The organism is Bradyrhizobium sp. Kon10 (assembly GCF_055807395.1).
This window is the reverse complement of record NZ_JBVVOZ010000014.1, coordinates 117,976-141,346: the sequence shown is the minus strand read 5'-3', so window position 1 is coordinate 141,346 and position 23,371 is coordinate 117,976. Positions and strand designations below refer to the sequence as shown.

Here is a 23,371-nt window from a genome sequence, read left to right as displayed (position 1 = left end):
TCGCCCATCGTGCCGCCACATGCAAGCAACCCGGTAAGGCCGCACGGGGGCCGGCCGAACTGCATTTTCTTGAGGCAGGTCAGCGGGTTCAATGACGAGGCGCAACTTTACGTGAAACCGCCGCAGTTGCGACGCAATGGAACGGTCATTAAAGTGTCGAATCTGCGCTTCCCAAGGGACAGACATGGTGCACCTTTTCCGAACCTCGCTCGGTGTGATGGCGCTCGCGGCGGCCGGTTTCGGCACAGGCGGTGGGGCTCACGCGGCCAATGGTCCGTTCCTTCCGCACCAGGCGCTGTATGATTTGAGCCTCGTCAAATCGCGCTCAAACTCGATCAACAGCGCGCGCGGCCGCATCCTTTACGATTTCGCCGGCAGTAGCTGCGAGGGCTACACCTCGGAATTCCGCCAGGTCTCCGAGCTCGACAGCGGCGAAGGCAAGATCACGCTCAGCGATCTTCGCTCGAATTCCTGGGAGGACGCCGCGGGAAAAAGCTACCGCTTCAAGATCGAGACGCGGATGAACGAGGCCGATTCCGGCCAGGTTGATGGCTCGGCGGAGCGCGACGGCGACCACATCAACGTCAAGCTGAAGCTGCCGGCACCGAAGAATTTCACCCTCGACGGCAAGATCGTGTTCCCGACCGAGCAGATCCAGCGCATCATCGCCGCCGCCAAGGAGGGCAAGCCGCTGCTGGAGCTCTCCGTATATGACGGCTCCGACGATGGCCAGAAAGTCTACAACACGCTGACCGTCATCGGCCAGCCGATCCCGGCCGATCGCACCGCTTCGCCCGATCCGACGACGTCGGACGAGCACATGAAGTCGCTCAAGCGCTGGCCGGTCACCGTCAGCTATTTCGACCGCGACGTCCAGCAGAAGGAAGGCGAGCAGACGCCGGTCTATGCGATGTCGTTCGAGCTCTACGAGAACGGCGTCTCCCGCCAGCTCGTGCTCGACTACAATGATTTCGTGATCTCCGGCGCGATGGGCAAGTTCGAGGTCAAGGACAGCAAGCCCTGCAATTGAGCTTTCGCCGTCATTGCGAGCGTAGCGAAGCCATCCAGAATCTCTCGGCGGAAAGATTCTGGATGGCTTCGTCGCAAGAGCTACTCGAATGGCGGCTGGTTCTCCGCTGCGTCTCCCGCTAGTCTGCTCCCAACCACAAAACCTCGGGAGCCAGCCCATGCCCAAACTCGATCACCTCCGTCCCAGCGGCCTACATCACAATCCAGCGTATTCGCACGTCGTGACCGCAACGGGCCCGCGGACCATCTACATCTCGGGCCAGGTGTCAGTTGACGAAGAGGGGCGGATCGTCGGCGAGGGCGATATCGCCGCGCAGACGACCCAGGTGATGCAGAATCTCGGCCACGCCCTGAAAGCGGCCGGTGCGAGCTACGCCAACATCGTCAAGATCACGACCTTCGTCGTGAATTACAAGCCGGAGCTGCGCCCCATCATCGGCAAGGCCCGCAGCGTCTTCTTCCAAGGCATGGAGCCGCCGGCCTCGACTCTCGTCGGCGTCTCTGCGCTCGCCGCACCCGAATGGATGATCGAGATCGAGGCGATCGCGGTCGCGGATTGAGGCCGCTCACTCCTCCGCCTTCTCCGGCCCTTCATACGCAATGCCGCGGATGACCGCGGCGCTGCCGAATTTCTTCCGCAGGCTGTCCACTGCGCGCTCGGCGTGCGCGGCGCGGCGGTCGAGCATGTCGGTGTCGTCGGCGACCGAGCCTTCACGCAGCGCGCTGACGCCGGCGCCCATCAGGCGAAAGGCGGTGCCGTCGATCTCCTTGGCCAGCATCTCGCGGCAGATCGCGAAAATCTTTGCGGCGAGCTGCGTGGGCGCCGCGATTGACTGCGAGCGCGTGCGCTGGCGGAAATCGGCGGTCTTCAGCTTCAGCGTGACGGTCGAGCCCGCGAGCTCGCCGCCCTTGAGCCGCGACGACGTCTTCTCGCACAGCCGCCACAAAATACGTTCCAGCGTCGCGAAGTCGCGGATGTCGGTCTCGAACGTGGTCTCGCTCGAAATCGTCTTGGCGCCGCGGTCTGGCTCGACGCGGCGGTCGTCGATGCCGCGCGCGAGCCGCCACAGCCTGCGGCCCTCGCTGGGAAACTGCCGCATCATCTCGATCTCATCGGCGTTCTGGAGATCGGCGATGATACGGAAGCCGCGCTGCCCCAGGCGCTCCTGGGTCGCTGGCCCCACGCCAAAAATGAAGCCGACCGGCCTCGAAGCCAGCATCACGCGCGCCTCTTCCTGGTCGAGCGCGGCAAAGCCGCGCGGCTTGTCGAGATCGGAGGCGATCTTGGCGAGAAACTTGTTGCAGGACAGGCCGACCGAGACGCTGATGCCGATGTGGCGCTCGACGTGGCGGGCAAAGCGCGCCAGCACCTTCGCCGGGATCATCCCGTGAACCCGCTCGGTGCCGGAGAGATCGAGAAAGGCCTCGTCGATCGACAGCGGCTCGACCAGCGGCGTCAACGCCTGCATGGCCTGCCGCACCTCGCGGCCGACCCGCACATACTTTGCCATGTCGGGCCGGATCACGGTTGCATGCGGGCAAGCTTCCAATGCCTTGAACATCGGCATCGCCGAGCGCACGCCATAGGTGCGCGCGATATAGCAGGCCGCCGACACCACGCCGCGCTTGCCACCGCCGATGATGACGGGCTTGTCGGCGATCTCGGGATTGTCGCGCTTCTCGACCGTCGCATAAAAGGCGTCGCAATCGATATGGGCGATGGTCAGCGCCGACAGCGCGCGGTGGCGGACGAGGCGGGGGGAACCGCAGGCGGAGCACCGCCGCACGCCCATGTCCAGATCGGCCAGACAATCCCGGCAGAAGCAGCGAGGCCCGGCCGGATCGGAGGCGCTCACGGCACGTCGCGCTCCCAGGTGCGGTCGCCGAGCGCATCGCCCAGCACCTGCCGCGCTGCGGCAACGTTGGTGGGGTGTAGTTCCGATGCGGTCGCAAACGCCTTCACGGTGGCATCGTCGCGCATCACGAAATCGAGCACGCTGAGCAGGAAATTCGGGTCCGACGCGGCGTTGCGAAGGCTCTCCGGACCGACGCCTGTCTCAGCTAGGAACAGGCCCAGCCGCTCCGAATCGCCAGCGACGAAGGACAGCGCCTGAATCGCAACGATTTCAGCGACTTCGCGAGGGTTGTGAACAGGCTTTTTCACGGGCCCGGTTTGCCTTTCCGTTAACTTTCGGTGTCTACTTTGAGCTCATCATGCCCGAGTCTTGCGACCAAGTCTCTGGCGACCGAGTCTTGTCCGGGTCTTGCGGCCCCCAGGCAAGCAACTGGAAACCACATCGCAGAAAGTCGGCCGTCGAGTTTAACGAAACTCAAGCGAATCTGAGGCTAGTTTGAATCCAGTTTTCGAAGCGCCGGCAAGCGGCGCCTGAGGCGTCACATGCATTGCTCTCCTTGCCAATCAGGAGGACGGGATGGCTAAGACCGTCCTGATCGTGGAAGACAACGAGCTCAACATGAAGCTCTTCCGCGACCTGTTGGAGGCGCACGGCTACCAGACCTCGGGCACCAGCAACGGCTACGAGGCGCTCGACCTCGTTCGCAAGATGCGACCCGACCTCGTGCTGATGGACATCCAGCTGCCGCAGGTCTCGGGGCTGGAGGTGACGCGCTGGATCAAGGACGATCCGGAGCTGCGCGCCATTCCCGTCGTCGCGGTCACGGCCTTCGCCATGAAGGGCGACGAAGAGCGCATCCGCGAGGGCGGCTGCGAAGCCTATTTGTCCAAGCCGATCTCGGTCGGCAAATTCATTGAGACGGTCCGGCGTTTCATCGGATAGGAAGTGAGTTCAGAGTGTCCGCGCGTATCCTCGTCGTCGATGACGTCCCTGCCAACGTCAAACTGTTAGAGGCCCGTCTCTCCGCCGAATATTTCGACGTGATGACCGCGTCGAACGGCAACGAGGCGCTGGCGATCTGTGCCCGCGCCGAATGCGACATCATCCTGCTCGACGTCATGATGCCCGACATGGACGGCTTCGAGGTCTGCCGCCGCCTCAAGTCCGATCCCACCACCCACCACATTCCAATCGTGATGGTCACCGCGCTCGACAGCCCCGCCGACCGCAACCGCGGGCTCGAGGCCGGCGCCGACGACTTTTTGACCAAGCCCGTGTCCGATGTCGTGCTGATCGCGCGGGTGCGCTCGCTGACACGGCTGAAGATGATGACGGACGAGCTGCGCATGCGCGCCGTCACCTCGCTCGAGATCGGCATGCAGGCGCCGGAGCGCACCGCGGTGGCCGATACCGGCAAGGGCGGCCGCATTCTGCTGGTCGACGACCGCCAGTCCTCCTATGAGCGGCTGGCGACGCTGCTCGCGGCCGAGCACACGGTCGACGTCGAGCCCAATCCGACGGAAGCGCTGTTCCACGCAGCCGAAGGCAATTACGATTTGCTGATCGTCTCGCTCGATCTCAACAATTTCGACGGCCTGCGGCTGTGCAGCCAGGCGCGTTCGCTCGAACGCACCCGGCACGTGCCGATCCTCGCGATCGCGGAGGCCGAGAACGCGACGCGGCTGCTCCGCGGCCTCGAGATCGGCGTCAACGACTATTTGCTGCGTCCCATCGACAAGACCGAGCTTTTGGCGCGCGCCCGCACCCAGATCCGCCGCCGCCGCTACACCGATCATCTGCGCGACAACGTCCAGAACTCGATCGAGATGGCGATCACCGACGCGCTCACCGGCCTGCACAACCGCCGCTACATGGAGAGCCATCTGGCGACGCTCGCCGAACAGGCCGCGACCCGCGGCAAGCCCTTGGCGCTGATGATCCTCGACATCGACTATTTCAAATCGATCAACGACAATTACGGCCACGACGCCGGCGACGACGTGCTGCGCGAATTCGCCGTGCGGGTGCGCAAGTCGATCCGCGGCATCGATCTCGCCTGCCGCTACGGCGGCGAGGAGTTCGTCATCGTGATGCCGGAGACCGATCTCCACGTGGCCGGCATGGTCGCAGAGCGCCTGCGCCGCTCGATCGCCGGCGAGCCCTTCGCCGTCCACAAGGGCACCAAGCGCATCGAGGTCACGATCTCGATCGGCCTCACCACGCTGGAGCAGAAGGGCGAGGCGGTGGCCGACGTGCTCAAGCGCGCCGACACCGCGCTGTACCGCGCCAAGCATGACGGGCGAAATCGGGTCGTCTCGCACGCGGCGTGAGACGGGCCGAACATAAAAGACGCGAAAACAACCCCATGCACAGTAGCCGGCGCTAGCGGGATCAACGGCTTACGTGCGTCGTGCAAGGACCTGCGCTGAACCGCAATGCCGTTTGACTCGTCGGGCAAAACAGGAGCATTAATTTATCATCGGGCAGTGATGCCGATCTAAGACGAATGCTGTCGCTCCATGACCAGCGTCGTCCCGGCGCAGGCCGGGACCCATAATCCCAAGAAGGGCTTATGGGCGAGCTGGCAACCACGAGTTCTCGTCAAATTGCTTTTTGTGGTTATGGGTCCCGGCCTTCGCCGGGACGACACTGATTATTTTGGCGCGCGCTTGTGCTCCCCCACATCCACCCCCGCATTCCGCAGCAGCACCTTCGCGGCTTCCTTGGCTGCGCGGGCCATTGCGGGGTCGTCGCGGACGAGGTCCTGCGCGATGGAGCCGTCGACCAGCAGCACGAGCTGCGTGGCCAGCGCCTCCGCGTCCGCAACGCCGAGCTCGGTCAGGCGGTCGCGAAACCAGAGCCGGCGGCTCTCCTTGAAGGCCTTGGCGATCTTCTTCACGGTGCGGACTTCTCCGCCGACTTCGGCAACCGCGTTCACGAACGGGCAGCCGCGAAAATCTGAAGACGCGAAGCGCCGCTCCAGCGAATCGAAGGTCGCAAGGATCTGATCGAGCGCCGACTTCGCCGAAGCTGCGGGTTGCGATGGCGGCGGGCGCACGAAGCGGCGTTCGAGGTAGGCGGCGATCAGCGCGTCCTTGGACGGGAAGTGGTTGTAGAGCGTGCGCTTGCTGATGCCGATCTCGGCCGCAATGGTGTCGACGCCGATGGCGCGAATGCCTTGCAGATAGAACAGTCTGTCGGCGGTCTTGAGGATGCGTTCCTTCATGTCGGATTTTTCGGCAGACGGCATAACACAGACCTGTGTAACAAGCGCCTTGACAGCGGCGCGCCGCTGCATTCTATATTACACAGATCGGTGTAATCAAGTCGCACCGCGTCGATCACGTCAAGCGTGCCGCCAGAACAAGAAAAAAGGGAGATCAACCATGCCGCTGCTGCAAGCGCTTCGCCCGACGCTGCCGATCCTGATCGGCGCCTCGCTGATGCTGACGCTCAGCATGGGCCTGCGGCAGTCGCTCGGCATCTTCATGCAGCCGCTGACCCATGACGTCGGCATCTCCGTGTCGGACTTCACGCTGGCAATCGCGGTGCAGAACCTCGCCTGGGGCTTCCTCCAGCCGCTCGCGGGCGCACTCACGGTGCGTTACGGCTTTCGCGTCATCATGATGGCCGGTGCGCTGCTCTACATCGCCGGCCTCGCGCTGCTGACGGGCGCCCAAGGCATGATCTCGGTGATGATCGGGGCAGGGGTGCTGATCGGCATTTCGCTCGCCTGCACCGCCGCGGCGATGGCGATGTCGGTCGGGGCGCGCGCGGCGCCCGAAAGCGTGCGCTCGACCGCGCTCGGCATCGTCTCCGCGGCGGGATCGCTCGGCGCGCTGTTGTCGGCACCGATCGGGCAGGTGCTGGCCGAAAGCTATGGTTGGCGGTTCGGGCTCGGCGGATTCGCGCTGCTGTCGCTGCTGATGCTGCCGGCGGCGTGGTTTGCCGGCCGGATCGACCGGATTCCGCTGCCGAAGAGCAGCGGGCTCGGCGATGTCTCGGCCGCGACGGCCACCACCACGGCGTTCGGCAACGCCTCCTTCGTGGTGATGACGGCCGCCTATTTCGTGTGCGGCATGCAGCTCGTCTTCATCACCACGCATTTGCCGTCCTATCTGTTGATCTGCGGCATGGACCCGATGCTGAGCGCCAAGACGCTGGGGGTGATCGGCGGCTTCAACGTGCTGGGTTCGCTGTTCTTCGGCTGGGCCGGCCAGCGCTGGAACAAGCTCGCGCTGCTCGGCGGCATCTACGCCACGCGCTCGCTGGTGCTGGCCTGGTATTTCATGCTGCCTCCCACGGAGGCCTCGACGCTGGTGTTCGGCGCGCTGATGGGTTTTCTCTGGCTCGGCGTCGGGCCGCTGGTCGCGGGCGCGGTCGCGGAGATGTTCGGCCTGCAATGGCAGGCGATGATCCAGGGCCTCGCCTTCATGAGCCACCAGCTCGGCAGCTTCGTCGGCGCCTATGGTGGCGGGCTGATCTACGATGCGCTCGGATCCTACAACATGGCCTGGCGGATCGGCGTCGCGGTCGGGCTTGCCGCCGGCATCGTCCAGATCGCGTTTGCGCTGATCCGGCCGACCGCGCCCCCGCTGCTGCGGACGGCATAGGCTGTCGCCGGACCGAACTGCATGCCATGGGGATGGTATTGCGCTGCGCTCCATCCGGGCTACAAGCGAGCGGATGGAATTTCCGTAGCCCGGATGGAGCGCAGCGCAATCCGGATTTCGTGCGACGTGATGGAACCGTTTGGCAGCGAGAGACGGCAATTGCGCGTGTGGACCTCGGCACGGATTAGGCAGTACCGGTCCCGGTCGATTGGAGAAGCAGGGCTCTGCATGACGGAAGAACGATCAGGCTTGCCGGTTCTTGGCTTCGCAGATCAAAAATCATTCGAAAGATGGCTCGCGGCTCAACCAGCTGATGCGGTCGGCCTCTGGATCAAGTTCGCCAAGAAGACGGCGACGGTAGCGAAACTGACGAAAGCAGAAGCGGTCGACGCTGCGCTCTGCCACGGATGGATCGATGGAAAGCTGGAAAAGTATGACGACCAACACTGGCTAGTTCGCTTCACGCCACGCAAATCGCGTAGCAAGTGGTCGGCGCTGAACCGCAACAGAGCGCTCGCGCTCATCAAGGAAGGGCGTATGAGACCTGCGGGCCTGGCGCAAATCGAAGCCGCAAAAGCAGATGGCCGGTGGGAGGGCGCCTACGCTCCGGCGAGTCAGGCCGAAGTCCCCGTCGACCTCCAGAAGGCGCTGGACAACAACCCGAAGGCGTCCGCATTCTTTGCAACAGTGAATAGTCGAAATCGCTACGCAATCCTGTACCGAATAGGCAACGTCAAAAAAGCGGAGACGAGGGCGCGCAAGATTGCGGAGTTCGTAGCGATGCTCGAGCGTGGCGAAACAATCCACGGGTAGGAAAGCTGCTGATTATGCGACCGTGTCTTGGTCGGGCCGGTGCATGTGCAGCTGGCGTTGTTCAATCCGCGACTACGGCGTGGGCTCAGTGCGCGCAGCCCGGGACGTCCTGCGCTGCCGCCATCAAAGATTTTTGCTCACCAGCCAGCTGCGGATGGCCTGGATGAGTTCGGCCTTGCGTTCCAGCGGAAGCCAGTGTCCCGAGGGTAGACTGCTCACGGTAAGGTCCGCGCAGGCCGCGCGCATCGGATCGCCTTGGCGATTTCCGGTGATGCTGCAGATCTGGTCAAAGTCGCCGTTGACGAACAGCACCGGCTGCGAGAGGCGGCCGCCATTCGGCGCCCGGCGCGCGTACGCGATGTTGGCCTCATCGTTCAGGTACCACGCGCAGGAGGGACGGAAGCCGTGAACCCTGAACGCCTGCACCAGCACGTCGAAGTCCGCGGGCGGCCACAGAGCCGGGTCAGGTTGAATGAGGGGTGCGCGGTGCGCGGCGCCAAAGCGCCCGCCGTTGCGCGTGACCACCGCATTCGGCGAAACCTTGCCGACGCCCGCGGCATCGCCTCGCCGGAAGATCGAAGCCAGCGATGCCGCCTGGTCTGCATCGAGGTCGGCGACCGCCGCCTCGAAATGCGTCGCGTAGTAGCGGTAGTAGTCCCATTGACCATCAGGATACTGGTCAGCCGGATAGATCGTCCGGTCTACCAGAGGGACGACCGTGCGCAAGGCGTGCCCGTCGGGCTGATAGGCCAGCGAGGTCAATACGACGCCACGGCTGCGCTCCGGCTCATGCGCCGCCAACTCAGCGGCCACGACAACGCCCCAGTCGTGGCTGACCCAGATCGCAGGCTTGCCGCCGAGATGGTCGTGGAGCTCTGTCATGTCCGCCACGACTTCCTCGATGGCGTAAGCGTCGTTGGATGCAGGCGCGGAGGAGCCGCCGAAGCCGCGCAGATCAGGCGCGACGCAGTGCCAGCCGTCGGCGGCGAATGCGTCCATCTGGGCGCGCCACATCAAACCGATGCTCGGCCAGCCGTGAAGGAAGATCATCAACGGTCCGTTGGCCGGCCCGCACGCGATGTAGTGCGTTGTCTGACGCGGCGTGCTGAAATTGTGAGAAATCAGCGTGGAAGGTTGCGTTCGCGCTGCTGCGGCCGAAGGGGGCGTGGTCAGTGCAGCTTCAGGACCGGGCGGGTGAAGTGGTGCTGTCATGGTCAAGCTCCGGTTGACTCACATCGCCCATTGAAATGCAGACCTCGAGGAGGGGCGGGCGTTCGCGATAACGCTTGGGCTAGCGGGCCGTTCACCCTGCCTCTCCCAGGGCTATCGCATATGGAGCCGATTTCTCTGTGGCCATCCTTCGAGACGCCCGCCTTCGGCGGGCCCTCAGGATGAGGACCGAGTGTGCGGCAGGAGTTTCAACGGGCTCCGATGCCGCTTAGCCTCATCCTGAGGAGACCGCGAAGCGGTCGTCTCGAAGGCGCGAGGCGCGCGCTCAGACCGCCGAAAATGCCATATGCGATCGCCCTGCTGTCTCTCCCGGCCCGGCCTGCCTTCGTCGAACGGCCCTGGCGAGAGGGACCGCGCGCTCAACCACATTCGTCATTGCGAGCGAAGCGAAGCAATCCAGAATCCCTGCGCGCAGGCACTCTGGATTGCTTCGTCGCAAGAGCTCCTCGCAATGACGGCGCGGAGAAAGCGTAGCGCGTCAACTTTGGTCTCGTGCGCGGACGTCGCGCGCTGGCGCGCTCGCACGTTTTGGTCGCGAGGGGAGGCCAAAAATGAAACGGGGCCCGCAAGGGCCCCGCAAAAGTCTTCAACGTCCCGCGATGTTACTTGATCTTGGATTCGCGGAATTCGACGTGCTTGCGCGCGACCGGGTCGTACTTCTTCTTGACCAGCTTGTCGGTCATGGTGCGCGAATTCTTCTTGGCGACGTAGTAAAAACCGGTGTCGGCCGAGGACACGAGCTTGACCTTGATGGTGACCGCTTTGGCCATGTTCTGAACCTCAGGAAATAGGGGAATCTGGAGCCGGCCAAACGGCCCGCGTTGGCCGGCAACCTAGCCAGAAACCGCTTGGTGTCAAGGTTTTTGGGCCCAAGAACTACTCAAATCGGCCCAATCACCCCTCGAAGAACCGGTTTTTCGGTCGCGGCAGGCCCAGATTGTCCCTCAAAGTGGGCCCTTCATAGTCTTTGCGGAAAATCCCGCGGCGCTGCAGCTCCGGGACGACCTTGTCGACGAAATCGTCGAGGCCCGCCGGGACGAACGGGAACATGATGTTGAAGCCGTCGGAGCCGCGGCCGACCAGCCATTCCTCCATCTGGTCGGCGATGGTCTTGGCGGTGCCGACGAAGGCGAGCCCGCCATAGCCGCCGACGCGCTGGGCGAGCTGGCGCACGGTGAGCTTGTCGCGGGCGGCGAGATCGACCATCCGCTGCCGCCCGCTCTTGCTGGCGTTGGTCTCCGGGATTTCGGGGAGCGGGCCGTCGGGATCGAAGCCGGAGGCATCGGTGCCGAGGATCACCGAGAGCGAGGCGATGGCGCTGTCGTAATGCACGCGGCTGTCGAGCAGGGCGCGCTTCTCCCTGGCTTCGTCGACGCTGTCGCCGACCACGACGAAGGCGCCGGGCAGGATCTTGAGGTGCTCGGGGTCGCGGCCGACCTTCTCCATGCGGCCCTTGATGTCGGCATAGAGCTTCTGTGCATCCGCGAGGCTGCCGCCGCCGGTGAACACGGCTTCCGCGGTCTCGGCCGCGAGCTGCCTTCCGTCTTCGGACGCGCCGGCCTGCACGATCACCGGCCAGCCCTGCACGGGACGGGCGATGTTGAGGGGGCCGCGGACTTTCAGATATTTGCCCTGGTGGTCGAGCACGTGCATTTTCGACGGATCGAAGAACAGCCCGCTTTCGACGTCGCGCACGAAGGCGTCATCGGCAAAGGAATCCCACAGGCCGGTGACGACGTCGTAGAACTCGCGGGCGCGCTTGTAGCGCTCGGCATGTTCCATGTGGTCGTCGAGGCCGAAATTCAGCGCCGCGTCCGGATTGGATGTGGTGACGATGTTCCAGCCCGCGCGGCCGCCGCTGAGATGGTCGAGCGAGGCGAAGCGCCGCGCCACATGATAGGGCTCGTCGAAGGTGGTCGATCCCGTCGCGATCAGCCCGATCCGCGCGGTGACGGCGGAGAGCGCCGACAGCAGCGTGAAGGGCTCGAACGAGGTCACGGTGTGGCTGCGCTTGAGCGCGTTGACCGGCATGTTCAGGACGGCGAGGTGATCGGCCATGAAGAAGGCATCGAACTTGCCGGCCTCGAGCTTCTGGATCAGCGTCTTGATGTGGCCGAAATTGAAATTGGCGTCCGGCCAGGCCCCCGGATAGCGCCAAGCGCCGGTGTGGATGCTGATCGGGCGCATGAACGCGCCAAGCTTGAGTTGCCGTTGTGCCATCGCGCGGTGTCCGTTCTGGGTGTTGTCGCCGAAGACATAGGGATGCCGCGGAACTCCGCCATCGGGAGGCGCGGGAAGATTATTTTGTTTTTCGCGACACCTTCAGCACAATCCCGTCATTCCGGGGCGTCGCGTAGCGGCGAGCCCGGAATCCATCAGACCGCAGACATCGTGGAGAGATGGATTCCGGGCTCGCGCCAAGAGGCGCGCCCCGGAATGACGGTGGAGAGTGGGGCTGACGCCTCGAACCGATCCGCCGCTCGCGCCGACCAAGCCATGAGCTCGTGAGGAAACATGACATGGCCGACGCAATGACCGATGACAGGATCGTCCGTATCGACCGGCCGATGCCCTGGATCGGGCGGCTGCTGTCGCTGCCGCTGCTGGCGGCAAGCGCCTATCTGCTGTGGAACGTCGGCCTCGGCCTGCGCCAGGATTTTTCCGGTTTCGGAAGACTGGCCGACGACCTCGTGCCGGTGCTGGTGTTCACGGGGCTCGGGCTGCTCGTCGGCATCCCCGGCCTCATCCTGCTGACGTTTCGCACTTTTGTCGTGCTCAACGAGACGCTGCGCCAGATCGTCATCACCAGGCAGTTCGGCCCGCTGAACATTCGCAATCACCGCAATCTCGCCGACTATCACTTCGTCAGCATTACCGACGATGATGATCCGGAGCTCACGAGCTATGACGTCAATCTCTGCGGCAACAAGGGCACCGAGGCCATCGCGCTGACGAGCTTCACCAAACGCGACGAGGCCAACCAGTTCGCCAACGAGCTCGGGCGGTCGCTGAAGCTTCCGGTGCGCGACTATGTCGGGACCGAGCCTGATGATTCCTGATTAAGGCCAGTCACGAGCTGTTGCTACCCATTGCGGAAATTGCCATCCTCGCGGCCGAACACCGCAATGGAAGGCAAAGACCTCAGTGAACGATTCCATTCCCGCGATTCTGCCGCGCGGCAAGGGCCACCAATTTCTTCTCTATGGCGACTCCTGTTCGGGCGTGCCCGCTGCACCGCACGAACAGACCTTCGCCTCGGTCAATGCGGTCGTTCAACGTCTAAGACCGCAACCTGAATTCATTCTGTTTCCGGGCGATGAAATCATCGGACTAACGCCCGATCCGGGCGTGCTGCGCGCGCAGTGGCGCTACTGGCTGGATACGGAAATGGCATGGCTCGACCGTGCGGCCACCCCGATCTGGCACACAACCGGCAATCACACGACCTATGATCCGATGAGCGAGGCAGTGTTTCGCGCGGTGCTGGACCTGCCGAACAATGGGCCCCCGGGGCAAGCCGGCCTCTCCTATTTCGTGCGGCGCGGCGACCTCTTGATGGTGTTCGTCAACACACTCTGGAGCGGCCTTGGCGGTGAAGGCCATGTCGAACTCGCCTGGCTGGAAGCAACGCTCCGGGAACATGGCGACGCCCGACACAAGCTCGTGCTTGGCCATCATCCGGTATTTCCGATCAACGGCTTTACGGGGACTTATCAGCGCGAGATCGGCCACGAATATGCTCGCCCGTTTTGGGATATCCTGGTGAACCAAAACGTGCTGGCCTATCTGTGCAGCCACATCCTCGCCTTCGACGTGCAGGCGCATCGCGGCGTCCTGCAGATTTGCACGGCGGGCGCGGGAACGGCTCACAGGATGCCGGAAGGCGTCGAGTACCTGCATTGCGTTCAGGCTGCGCTTGACGAGCAAGGCTTGCGTTATCAGGTGCTCGATATCGACGGCGCCGTCAGGGAGCGGATGGAATGGCCGTTGCCCGATCCTGATCCTGCCGGGTGGAGAGAGCTGCCGCTCGGAGATGTCGAAGCGCCGTTGAGCGGGTGTGTGCAGAGCGGAGGTCGGATCGAGCTGAGACTGTTGGGGCAAAGCGCCGCGACCGATGTCGCGTCAGCCCAGACGATTTTGACGGCCTTCGCGCCTGGTTCGATCGCGCCGTTCTGGCTCGGGCTCCGCGGGCCGAAGCAAACCCTGACAGCGATCGTTGGTCGTCAGCCGGGGCGTAGTCCGTCCTATTGGTTTGGACCTGATCTTCCAGCAGGCGACGGTTTCGATATCCACGTCACGATCTATCCGGATATGGGTCCCGGCGGTCTCCTGTACCGCCATCACAACTCCTCCCTCTGGTCGTCGTTCACTGCTGCGGCGGCGCAAGGCCTGGAGCAGCTTTCGTGGCCGCGGCATTGGGCGATCGGTCACGGGCAAGGCGGCAGCGAAGACCGCGCCTTCAGAGGTGCGGCCTTGAATGTGCTGATCGCGTGAGCGGGCCTCAAAAAATCTGCGGCTGGGTCAGCTCAAGACATCCTTCTGCATCTTGCCGCCGTAGAAATGGAAGAACGGCACCGGCGCGTCGTGGCGGAGCGGGCCGGTGGCAAGGCGGGTGTCGAGCTCGTTGAGCACGTTGCGCGTCATCGGATGCAGATCGGCAAGCGGCTTTGAGCCGAGCTCGACCCAGACCAACTCGACCAGCTCAGCGTCCGCATGAATCACGCCCTCGACGCGGTGGGTGATCGCGGAGGCATCCGCCGTAAAGAAGCGCGTATCGAACCGCTTGACGCGGCCGGGCGGGGTGATCGCGCGCGCGATCAGGAACAGGCTTGATGGGTCAGGCAACAGGCCGGCATCCGCAAACGGCTTCCAGTTGCCCTCGAGCTTCGGCACTTTGCCCTCCGCCTTGCGGCCGAGGCAAAGGCCGGTCTCCTCGCAGGCCTCGCGGATCGCGGCGATCGCCAGCGACTTCGCGCGCGAGGCCGGTGTCTTCGGACTGCCCTTGGCGAGGTTGGCTTCCAGCTCGGGCGTGATGGGCGCCGCGCAGGGCACGCGATGGTCGTCCTTGTCGACACGGCCGCCGGGGAAGACGAATTTTCCGGGCATGAACACCACCTTGTCGTGGCGCTTGCCGACCAGAACCTTTGGAATGGCGCCGCTGCGATCGACCAGGATCAGTGTTGCGGCATCCTTCGGGCGGAAATAGGGATGGTGGTCGGCTTCCTTGCCCTCGTGAATCTTGGCCTTTTCCCCTTGCGCAATATCCGTCATGTCCTCACCCGAAACCGCTTTTGCTTATTTGGCCTACACCGGCGGAATACCATCCGGCGGGCTGTCGTCAAACCCGTGCATGCGCAGAGCCCATTGCAAGCCGACCACAGCTCCCTTCACCGGCTGCAACAATGCCAGCGAGGCAACGAAGGTGAAGGGCAGATAAGCCGCAAAGCTGAGCCAGACCGGCGTGGTGTAATTGGTCTCGATCCACAAAATGGAAGGCACCACGACGTGGCCGACCATGACGATGACAAGATAGGCGGGCAGATCGTCGGCACGATGCGGGGTGAAGTCGAGGCCGCAGGCCGAACAATTGTCCGCCGTCTTCAGGAAGGCGCGGAACAGCTTGCCTTCGCCGCAGCGCGGGCAGCGGCCGCGAAAGCCGCGCCGCATCGCGCTCCAAAGATCGCGCTTTTCGATCAGGCCGGTCTCGCGCGTCCAGATTTTTGGGACCGTGTTCATCGCTACCAGGCCTTGCCCTTTCCGCTCTTGCCCTTGCTTTTGCCCTTCTTCGCCTTGCCGGATTTCTTCTCCGGCTTGCGCTTGCTCGGGCTGCGTCCGGGATGCGCCTTGAACGAGGGACGGCGCTGCGGACTGGATGACCTGCGGCCGCGCGGTGCGGTCTCGCCGCTCGACGACAGCAGCTCGAAGCGCAGCGCGCCTGCGATCGGGGCTGCTTCGATCAGCCGGACGTCGACCACGTCACCCAGCTGATGCATGGTGCCGCTGCGCGTGCCGACCAGGGCGTGGCGGCCCTCGTCATAGTTGAAATATTCCGTGCCCAAGGACCTGATCGGGATCAGCCCGTCGGCACCGGTATCGGCGAGCTTGACGAACAGGCCGGCGCGCGTGACGCCGGAGACGCGGCCCTGGAATGTCGACCCGATCCGGTCGGCGAGGTGATGCGCGATCAGCCGGTCGACCGTCTCGCGCTCCGCCTTCATCGCGCGCCGCTCGGTCACCGAGATGTGGGCTGCGACTTCGCTTAAGGTTTCCGGCGTCTCGCTGTCGGGCAGCGCACCCTCGCCAAGGCCGAGCGCGCGGACCAGCGCGCGGTGCACGACGAGGTCCGCATAGCGGCGGATCGGCGAGGTGAAGTGCGCGTAGCGGCGCAGGTTCAGGCCGAAATGGCCGTAATTCTCCGCGGAATATTCGGCCTGCGCCTGCGCGCGCAGCACGACTTCGCTCACCAGTGGGAAGTGGTCGTGGCCTTCGAGCTGCGCCAGCACGCGGTTGAACAGAGCGGGGCGCAGCGCGCCAGTTTTGGCGAAGGGAACGTCGAGCGTCTGCAAAAACTCTGCGAGGGCGTGGACCTTCTCCAGCGTCGGTTCGTCATGGACGCGGTAGATCAGCGGCAGCGATTTCTTCTCGAGCATCTCGGCGGCCGCGACGTTGGCGAGGATCATGAACTCCTCGATCAGCCTGTGCGCGTCCAGCCGCTCCGGGACGATGACGCGATCGACGGTGCCGTCGCTCTTGAGCAGGATCTTGCGCTCGGGCAGGTCGAGATTGAGCGGATCGCGCTCGTCGCGGGCGCGCTTGACGCAGGCATAGGCGGCATAAAGCGGCTTCAGGATGGGCTCGAGCAGGGGACCGGTGGTATCGTCGGGCCGTCCGTCGATCGCGGCCTGTGCCTGCGCGTAATTCAGCTTGGCCGCGGAGCGCATCAGGATGCGGTGGAAGCTGTGCGAACGCTTGCGCCCGTCCGGGGCAATGATCATCCGCACCGCGAGCGCGCCGCGCGGTTCGCCCGGCACCAGCGAACAGAGATCGTTGGAGATGCGCTCGGGCAACATCGGCACGACGCGGTCGGGGAAATAGACCGAGTTGCCGCGGTCGAGCGCGTTGCGGTCGAGCGCGGTGCCCGGCCGGACGTAGAAGCTGACATCGGCGATGGCGACGTCGACGATGAACCCGCCCTTGTTGTTCGGATCGGGATCGGGTTGCGCATGCACCGCGTCGTCGTGATCCTTGGCGTCGGGCGGATCGATGGTGACGAGCGGAACGTCGCGCCAATCCTCGCGTCCCCTGAGATTGGCTGGCTCGGCCGCTTCCGCCTCGCGCTCCGCCGCGGGGGAGAATTGCAGCGGAATGTCATGGGCGTAGATCGCGATCAGGCTGATCGCCTTCTCCGACTTGACCGAGCCGAGCTTCTCCTTCACGCGGCCGGAAGCCAGGCCAAAGCCGCGCGAGCGGACGATATCGACGCTGACGAGGTCGCCGTCCTGCGCGCCGTGGGTCTCGGTGGGGGCGATGTTCAGCTCGCGGTCGGCAGACTTCTTGTCGACCGGGATCAGCCGTCCGCCGCCTTCGGGAAGCTCGCGGAACACGCCGAGGATGCGGGTCTTGGTCTTGTCGAAGACCTTGATGATGTGGCCGCGATAGGCCGGACCTTCGCTCTCGTTGGAGGGCTCGACGCGCAGCAGCGCGCGATCGCCGACGCCGGCTGCAGTGCCGGGCTTGGGCCGGCGCGGCATCTGGATGATGATTTTGGGGGGCTCGCCGCTCTCGACCTCGTCCCATTCGGTGGGGGAGGCGATCAGCTCGCCGTCGGCGTCGCGGCCGGTGATGTCAGCGACGAGCGTCGGCGGCAGGCTGTCCGGCTCCGAGATCTTGTGGCGTTTTTTCTTGACGACACCATCATCGGCGAGCTCGCGCAGCATGCGCTTGAGCTCGACGCGATCGGCGTTCTTCAGGCCGAACTCCCGCGCGATCTCGCGGGTGCCGACATTTCCGTGGTTTGCCTTGATGAAGGCGACGATGGCGTCCCGGTCGGGAAAGCCACGGTCATTCTTGCGTTTCACTTAGCCTCTTAAGTCGTGCCGGCACTCTTCTTGGCCGGAGCTTTGGCGGCAACGGCCTTGGTCGCCGACGCCTTGACGGCCGAAGTCTTGGCCGTCGACGACACGGCTGCGCGCGCCTTGCTGGTGGATTCGGATTTGGTTTTGGCCGCGGCTTTCTTCGCGGCCGGTTTCTTCGGCTTTGGCGCGGTGTCCGCGCCATCGGCGGCTTTGGCGGCCTTCGCCTTCTTCGCAGGCTTGGCGGCCTTCTTCGGCTTGCCGCCACCCTTGGCCGCGCGTTCGTCGATCAGCGCGATCGCCTGCGCCAGCGTGACCGAATCCTTCTCGAACTCGCCGGGAATGGTCGCGTTGACACCGCCGGCGGTGACGTAGGGGCCGTAGCGGCCGCCCTTCACCGTGACGGTGCCGAGGGTGGGATGATCGCCGATGACCTTGCCGGGATCGGCGCCGAAACGGCGGCTCGGGCCCTTGGCAATTTTCTCGGCAATCAGCGTCACGGCGCGGTTGAGGCCGATGTCGAAGACCTCATCGCCGGCCTCCAGGCTGGCGTAGGTTTTCTCGTGCTTGACGAACGGCCCGAAGCGGCCGAGGCCTGCGGTGATCGGCTCGCCGGTTTCCGGATGCTTGCCGATCTCGCGCGGCAGCGACAACAGCTTGAGCGCATGCTCGAGCTCGATATCGCCGGGCGAGGTACCCTTGGGGATGCCCGCGCGCTTCGGCTTCTCGCCTTCGGCATAGTCCTTCTGCTCGCCGAGCTGGATGTAGGGGCCGAACCGGCCGGCCTTGACCCAGACGTCGCGACCCGTATCAGGATCCTGTCCCAGCGACCGGTCGGCGCTGGCCTCGCCGTCGGCCGCGAGCTGACGGGTGTAGCGGCATTCCGGATAGTTCGAGCAGCCGACGAAGGCCCCGAACTTGCCGGCCTTCAGATTGAGCCGGCCGTTGCCGCAGCTCGGGCACTGCCGGATGTCGCCGCCGTCGGTGCGCGGCGGATAGATGTGCTGTCCGAGGAGGTCGTCGAGCACGTCGAGCACCTGCGCGACGCGCAGATCCTTGATCTCGTCGACCGCGCCGATGAAGCCGGTCCAGAAATCCTTCAGCACCTGCTGCCAGGAGATCTCGTTGTTGGAGATGCGATCGAGCTGCTCTTCCAGATTAGCGGTGAAGTCATACTCGACATAGCGGCTGAAGAAGCTTTCGAGGAATGCGACCACGACGCGGCCCTTGTCCTCGCCGTGCAGGCGCTTCTTCTCCAGCTTGACGTAGCCGCGGTCCTTCAGGACCTGCAGGATCGAGGCGTAGGTCGAGGGCCGGCCGATGCCGAGCTCTTCCATGCGCTTGACCAGCGAGGCCTCCGAAAAACGCGGCGGCGGCTCGGTGAAATGCTGGGTGACGGCGAGCGACTGCCGCTTCAGCGCGTCGTTCGGGCTCATCGCCGGCAGGCGGCGGGAATCCTCATCCTCTTCGTCGTCGCGGCCTTCTTGATAAAGCGCGAGGAAACCGTCGAACTTGACGACCTGGCCGGTGGCGCGCAGCTCCAGCGTGCGGCCGCCAACCTTGGCTGTGATATCGACCGTGGTGCGCTCCAACTCGGCCGATTCCATCTGGCTCGCGATGGTGCGCTTCCAGATCAGCTCGTAGAGCCTGGCCTGATCGGAATCGAGCCTGCGGCTCATGCTGTCGGGCCGCCGCGACATGTCGGTCGGGCGGATCGCTTCGTGCGCTTCCTGGGCGTTTTTGGCCTTGGCCTGGTACTGGCGCGGGGCCTCCGGCACGTAGGCGTTGCCGTAATCCTCGCCGATCACCTTGCGGGCCTGGGTGATCGCGGACGGATCGATCTGCACGCCGTCGGTCCGCATATAAGTAATGAGTCCGGTGGTCTCGCCGCCGATGTCGATGCCTTCATACAGACGCTGCGCGATCCGCATCGTGTGTGCCGGCGCAAAGCCGTATTTGCGGCTGGCTTCCTGCTGCAGCGTCGAGGTGGTGAAGGGCGCCTGCGGATTGCGCCGGGCCGGCTTGGCGTCGACCGCGGTCACCGCGTAGGCGGCGGCTTCGAGCGCTTTCTTGAAGTCCTCGGCCTCCGCGCCGGTGCCGATGTCGAGGCGCTGGATCTTCTTGCCGTCGGCGCCGACCAGACGCGCCTCGAAGGCATCGCCACGCGGCGTCAGCAGGGTCGCGATCAGCGACCAATATTCGCGCGCCACGAATTTCTCGATTTCGAGCTCGCGGTCGCAGACCAGCCGCAGCGCCACCGATTGCACACGGCCGGCCGAGCGGGCGCCGGGCAGCTTGCGCCACAGCACGGGGGAGAGGGTGAAGCCGACCAGATAATCCAGTGCGCGGCGTGCCATATAGGCGTCGACCAGCGCGCCGTCGATCTGGCGCGGATGCTTCATCGCGTCCGTGACGGCCTGCTTGGTGATGGCGTTGAACACCACGCGCTCGATCTTGTGATCCTTGAGCGCGCGCTTCTCCTTCAACACCTCCAGCACGTGCCAGGAGATGGCTTCGCCCTCGCGATCAGGGTCGGTGGCGAGAATCAGGCGGTCGGCGCCCTTCAGCGATTTGGCGATGTCATTGAGCCGGCCGGCCGCCTTGGGATCGATCTCCCAGATCATCTTGAAATTGGCGTCCGGATCGACGGAACCGTTCTTGGCGGGCAGGTCGCGGACATGGCCGAACGAGGCCAGAACCTCGTAGGACGAGCCCAGATATTTGTTGATCGTCTTGGCTTTCGCCGGCGACTCCACAATAACGATATTCATGTAGTTCCAGTAACTTACGGGGAAATTATGGGCCGAATTCGACGAGATTCGCGTCGGCCGCTTCGACCCGAACATGGGTGGTGAGGCCTCCGCTGTCAAATCGGAGGGTGTTGAAAGGCTCCCGGATCGGAAAAGTTTCATATCGGGTAAGTTGCAAAATACCACCTTGGAGTTGCGGTCGGTGTCAGCGTACAGTTTCGGCGGGGCATGGATTCGGATGGGGTCTGTTGGCAAAGCCAAGAAAGAAACGGGGGCGCGCCGCGTCCGGCGTGCAAGGACGCGCGCGCCACGAGGAACCGGGTGAGGGCGGGGCGGATGAGGCCGTCGCCTTCATCGCCGAGCAGGTGGCCGTACTGCGCAAGCTCGCCGAGCGCCACAGACTGGACGTGCTGCATCATCTCCTGGGAATGACGCAGCTGGAGGCCGACGAGCATTTGCGGCTGCGGACCAGGCGCAAGCTGTCGTGAAGGCGCGGCGGCGATCAGTCCCGTCATCCTGAGGCGCGAGTGGCGCGATGCCAGGCATCGCGCAGGAGCCTCGACGGATGAACGGCTAGGATGCAGCCGGGCTGTCGCCCTTCGAGGCTCGCCCTGCGTTGCAGGCCGAGCACCTCAGGATGACGGTGAGAGATTTGACCGCGCCGCCCGCCCCGCGGCTTTGCGAACGAAGCGAAGCAATCCAGAGTCTTTCTGTAGTGGGATTCTGGATTGTTTCGCTGCGCTCGCAATGACGATACGGCTAGCTATTGCGAAGCGGCATCCGAGCCAATCGCTGGCCGAGATATTTGGCCGTGTTGAAATCGCTCCCGGGCAACGCGCCGTCGATCAAATGTGTCGCCAGCCCGAGCTGACTGCCTAATCGATTGCGGCCGCTCGGATCCTCGCCTCCCGGAATATCAAGTCCGCACCAGAGCATGCCGTGCTGCGCAGCCAGAATCGAAAAGTAGGTCAGCGTGTGGAGCTGATCGCCACTCGCGCAGGCCCCCGTGGTGAAGCCGCCCGCGATCTTGTTGGCCCATCTTTGCCGGCTCCATCGATCACTTGATGCATCGGCAAAAGCTTTGAATTGCGCCGCGGGTCCGCCCATGTAGGTTGGACTGCCAAATGCGACCGCATCGGCGAGGTCAATCGCCTCCAGTAGGGTCTCGTTCTGGAAGCGGCCTGACACGATGTCGTCGCCTGTGATGCGACACAGCACGACGTCCGTCGTAGCCTCCGCTCCGCGTGCCATCGCATGCGCCAGCTTCTCGGTGCTGCCGGAGATGGAAAAAAAGACAATGGCGAGTAGGGGCATGGTGGTGCCACTCTGGGTGTCTAGCTATCTTTGACGCTGTCTACCTTTTGTACAAGGCCCACGACGTCGTCATTGCGAGCGTAGCGAAGCAATCCAGAATCCCTCGGCGGGTCGCAGTCTGGATTGTTTCGCCTCGCTCGCAACGACGCTGCGGACGAGGCGCAAGCTCGTGAGGGGCGCGATTCTAAAGTAGCCCGGATGGAGCGCCGCGAAATCCGGGGCGTCCCGTTGCGGAGAGACTTTCCCGGATTGCGCTGCGCTTCATCCGGGCTACGCGCGGATCCGTCACGCCGACCGCCGGCGCTGCGCGGGGCGCGGCTTCAGGGTGGTGTCGGCCTGGCTGAGCAACCGTCCGTCCGCCGCGCGCAGTTCGAGCTTCCGCACCGGGCGGCCTTTCGTGCGATCGACCAGGATGGTCGCGATTTCCTCCGGGCGATCGTCGAAGGCCTCGCTCCATTGCCGGAGCGCGACCAGGATCGGGAAGGTGCCGCGGCCCTTCGCCGTCAGCACATACTCCTGATAGGAGCTGCCGTCGGAGGCGGGCGCGGTCGCGAGGATGCCGTGCTCGACCAGCGAGCGCAGCCGCACGGCCAAAATGTTCTTCGCCATGCCGAGCTTGCTCTGGAATTCGCCGAAGCGGCGGACGCCGCGCAGCGCCTCGCGGATGATCAGCAGCGACCACCAGTCGCCGATCGCTTCCAGCGACCGTGCGATCGGGCAGGCATCGCCCTCGAAGCTCGTTCGTTTCACCACGGTGTCGTCCCGCTCATTCGACCGGATCCCCGGCGCCGATCACGCGCTTGTGTGGTTGCATCATAAAACCATATGCCCTAGATCGCAAGTGTAGTTTCATTATGCAACCACTGGAGGCGAGCGTGAGGCTCAGCAAAAAGACGGCACTGATCACCGGCGGCAATAGCGGCATCGGGCTTGCGACGGCAAAACTGTTCGTGGCCGAGGGCGCCAAGGTGGTGATCACCGGGCGCAACAAGGAGACGCTCGAGGCCGCTGCGAAGGCGCTCGGGCCGAACGCACTCGCGCTGGCGGCCGATGCCACTGACATCGCCGCCACCGAAGCCGCGATCAAGAAGGGCGCCGAAAAGTTCGGCAAGTTCGATATCGTGTTCGCCAATGCGGGCATCGCAGGCGGTACGCCGCTCGGCTCGGCCACGCTGGAGACCTTCGAGAAAGTCATCAGCACCAACCTGACCGGCGTGTTCTTCACGGTCCAGTCGGCGCTGCCTTATCTCAACGACAATGCCTCCATCGTCCTCAACGGTTCCGTGATCTCCGTGCTCGGCATTCCCGGCTATTCGGCCTACGGCGCCGCCAAGGCCGGCGTGCGCGCGATGGCGCGGATCATGGCGTCCGAGCTGTCGCCGCGCGGCATTCGCGTCAACGTCGTTGCGCCCGGCGCGATCCGCACGCCGATCTGGGGGCCTGCGACCGCAACGCCCGAAGCCGAGAAGGAGTTCGAGAAGCGGATCGCGCTGTCGACTCCGCTCGGCCGCATCGGTGAAACCGATCACGTCGCGAAAACCGTCTTGTTCCTTGCATCGGATGATTCCGCGCACGTGCAGGGCCAGGAGATCTTCGTCGATGGCGGTTCGACGGGATCGCCCGCGGGCGCGCCGATCTATCGCGGTTGATCAATTCAAGTGAAAATTGAATCGGCCGGTGCATCGACAGCGGTT

General features: G+C 64.3%; 22 protein-coding genes. 10 read left to right on the top strand and 12 right to left on the bottom strand.

Features of this window, described 5'->3' with window-relative positions; translation table 11 throughout:
• The first annotated feature begins 184 nt into the window (after window positions 1-184).
• On the top strand, window positions 185-1,030 hold the full coding sequence (locus AC0L2O_RS20735; protein WP_473370999.1) for a cell envelope integrity EipB family protein: 846 nt from the start codon (window positions 185-187) through the stop codon (window positions 1,028-1,030).
• A gap of 157 nt (window positions 1,031-1,187) precedes the next feature.
• Window positions 1,188-1,589, top strand: coding sequence for a RidA family protein (locus tag AC0L2O_RS20730; protein ID WP_409188330.1), 402 nt, complete (start codon window positions 1,188-1,190; stop codon window positions 1,587-1,589).
• Window positions 1,590-1,595: 6 nt separating this feature from the next.
• Here AC0L2O_RS20730 and AC0L2O_RS20725 read toward each other — a convergent pair whose 3' ends face one another.
• Window positions 1,596-2,885, bottom strand: a complete 1,290-nt coding sequence (locus tag AC0L2O_RS20725) for a DNA polymerase IV (protein WP_473370998.1) — start codon at window positions 2,883-2,885, stop codon at window positions 1,596-1,598.
• Window positions 2,882-3,193 (bottom strand): DUF3572 domain-containing protein, encoded by a 312-nt coding sequence (locus AC0L2O_RS20720; RefSeq protein ID WP_409188331.1) that lies wholly within the window; start codon window positions 3,191-3,193, stop codon window positions 2,882-2,884. Before AC0L2O_RS20720 ends, AC0L2O_RS20725 begins: the two co-directional genes overlap by 4 nt.
• A gap of 268 nt (window positions 3,194-3,461) precedes the next feature.
• On the opposite strand from AC0L2O_RS20720, the gene AC0L2O_RS20715 reads away from it, so the two are divergent.
• Together AC0L2O_RS20715 and AC0L2O_RS20710 are read left to right on the top strand one after the other, a co-directional pair.
• Window positions 3,462-3,827, top strand: a complete 366-nt coding sequence (locus tag AC0L2O_RS20715; RefSeq protein WP_008566616.1) for a response regulator — start codon at window positions 3,462-3,464, stop codon at window positions 3,825-3,827.
• A 14-nt stretch (window positions 3,828-3,841) separates the two neighbouring features.
• Window positions 3,842-5,215 carry a PleD family two-component system response regulator gene (locus tag AC0L2O_RS20710; protein WP_369723233.1) on the top strand — a complete coding sequence of 458 codons (1,374 nt, stop codon included), beginning with the start codon at window positions 3,842-3,844 and terminating at the stop codon, window positions 5,213-5,215.
• Between the two features lie 323 nt (window positions 5,216-5,538).
• On the opposite strand, the gene AC0L2O_RS20705 is transcribed toward AC0L2O_RS20710, so the two are convergent.
• Window positions 5,539-6,111 carry a TetR/AcrR family transcriptional regulator gene (locus AC0L2O_RS20705; RefSeq protein ID WP_473370997.1) on the bottom strand — a complete coding sequence of 191 codons (573 nt, stop codon included), beginning with the start codon at window positions 6,109-6,111 and terminating at the stop codon, window positions 5,539-5,541.
• Between the two features lie 160 nt (window positions 6,112-6,271).
• Here AC0L2O_RS20705 and AC0L2O_RS20700 point away from each other — a divergent pair, with 160 nt between their 5' ends.
• Both AC0L2O_RS20700 and AC0L2O_RS20695 read left to right on the top strand, forming a co-directional pair.
• Window positions 6,272-7,498, top strand: a complete 1,227-nt coding sequence (locus AC0L2O_RS20700; protein ID WP_473370996.1) for an MFS transporter — start codon at window positions 6,272-6,274, stop codon at window positions 7,496-7,498.
• A gap of 228 nt (window positions 7,499-7,726) precedes the next feature.
• The gene (locus AC0L2O_RS20695) at window positions 7,727-8,311 is read left to right on the top strand and encodes a YdeI/OmpD-associated family protein (RefSeq protein ID WP_473370995.1); all 585 of its coding nucleotides are present in this window, start codon (window positions 7,727-7,729) and stop codon (window positions 8,309-8,311) included.
• Window positions 8,312-8,434: 123 nt separating this feature from the next.
• Here AC0L2O_RS20695 and AC0L2O_RS20690 read toward each other — a convergent pair whose 3' ends face one another.
• From AC0L2O_RS20690 to AC0L2O_RS20680, 3 genes are all read right to left on the bottom strand, one after another.
• Window positions 8,435-9,523, bottom strand: a complete 1,089-nt coding sequence (locus AC0L2O_RS20690; protein WP_473370994.1) for an alpha/beta hydrolase — start codon at window positions 9,521-9,523, stop codon at window positions 8,435-8,437.
• 620 nt (window positions 9,524-10,143) lie between these two features.
• Window positions 10,144-10,311, bottom strand: coding sequence for a 50S ribosomal protein L33 (rpmG, locus tag AC0L2O_RS20685; protein WP_045008041.1), 168 nt, complete (start codon window positions 10,309-10,311; stop codon window positions 10,144-10,146).
• A 124-nt stretch (window positions 10,312-10,435) separates the two neighbouring features.
• A complete protein-coding gene (locus AC0L2O_RS20680; RefSeq protein ID WP_473370993.1) occupies window positions 10,436-11,761 on the bottom strand; it encodes an LLM class flavin-dependent oxidoreductase in 1,326 nt (441 codons plus the stop codon).
• A gap of 299 nt (window positions 11,762-12,060) precedes the next feature.
• Here AC0L2O_RS20680 and AC0L2O_RS20675 point away from each other — a divergent pair, with 299 nt between their 5' ends.
• Complete coding sequence (locus AC0L2O_RS20675) at window positions 12,061-12,600, top strand: hypothetical protein (protein WP_473370992.1); 540 nt, start codon at window positions 12,061-12,063, stop codon at window positions 12,598-12,600.
• 85 nt (window positions 12,601-12,685) lie between these two features.
• Entirely contained in the window at window positions 12,686-14,035 is a 1,350-nt protein-coding gene (locus AC0L2O_RS20670; RefSeq protein ID WP_473370991.1) for a metallophosphoesterase family protein, read from the top strand.
• Window positions 14,036-14,062: 27 nt separating this feature from the next.
• On the opposite strand, the gene AC0L2O_RS20665 is transcribed toward AC0L2O_RS20670, so the two are convergent.
• The 4 genes from AC0L2O_RS20665 to topA are packed head-to-tail and all read right to left on the bottom strand — an operon-like array spanning window position 14,063 to window position 20,384.
• On the bottom strand, window positions 14,063-14,812 hold the full coding sequence (locus tag AC0L2O_RS20665) for an NUDIX hydrolase (RefSeq protein ID WP_369723241.1): 750 nt from the start codon (window positions 14,810-14,812) through the stop codon (window positions 14,063-14,065).
• 33 nt (window positions 14,813-14,845) lie between these two features.
• Entirely contained in the window at window positions 14,846-15,286 is a 441-nt protein-coding gene (locus tag AC0L2O_RS20660) for a DUF983 domain-containing protein (protein ID WP_473371034.1), read from the bottom strand.
• Complete coding sequence (rnr, locus tag AC0L2O_RS20655; RefSeq protein WP_473370990.1) at window positions 15,280-17,619, bottom strand: ribonuclease R; 2,340 nt, start codon at window positions 17,617-17,619, stop codon at window positions 15,280-15,282. The genes AC0L2O_RS20660 and rnr overlap by 7 nt, the downstream gene beginning before the upstream one ends.
• Before the next feature lie 8 nt (window positions 17,620-17,627).
• The gene (gene topA, locus AC0L2O_RS20650) at window positions 17,628-20,384 is read right to left on the bottom strand and encodes a type I DNA topoisomerase (protein WP_473370989.1); all 2,757 of its coding nucleotides are present in this window, start codon (window positions 20,382-20,384) and stop codon (window positions 17,628-17,630) included.
• A 227-nt stretch (window positions 20,385-20,611) separates the two neighbouring features.
• Here topA and AC0L2O_RS20645 point away from each other — a divergent pair, with 227 nt between their 5' ends.
• On the top strand, window positions 20,612-20,851 hold the full coding sequence (locus AC0L2O_RS20645) for a hypothetical protein (protein WP_369723243.1): 240 nt from the start codon (window positions 20,612-20,614) through the stop codon (window positions 20,849-20,851).
• Window positions 20,852-21,122: 271 nt separating this feature from the next.
• Here the strand turns inward: AC0L2O_RS20645 and AC0L2O_RS20640 are convergent, their stop codons facing one another.
• Together AC0L2O_RS20640 and AC0L2O_RS20635 are read right to left on the bottom strand one after the other, a co-directional pair.
• On the bottom strand, window positions 21,123-21,677 hold the full coding sequence (locus AC0L2O_RS20640; protein ID WP_473370988.1) for a flavodoxin family protein: 555 nt from the start codon (window positions 21,675-21,677) through the stop codon (window positions 21,123-21,125).
• Between the two features lie 285 nt (window positions 21,678-21,962).
• Window positions 21,963-22,430, bottom strand: a complete 468-nt coding sequence (locus AC0L2O_RS20635) for a winged helix-turn-helix transcriptional regulator (RefSeq protein ID WP_473370987.1) — start codon at window positions 22,428-22,430, stop codon at window positions 21,963-21,965.
• A 122-nt stretch (window positions 22,431-22,552) separates the two neighbouring features.
• Between AC0L2O_RS20635 and AC0L2O_RS20630 the strand changes: the two genes are divergently transcribed.
• On the top strand, window positions 22,553-23,326 hold the full coding sequence (locus tag AC0L2O_RS20630) for an SDR family oxidoreductase (RefSeq protein WP_369723245.1): 774 nt from the start codon (window positions 22,553-22,555) through the stop codon (window positions 23,324-23,326).
• Window positions 23,327-23,371: the final 45 nt, after the last annotated feature.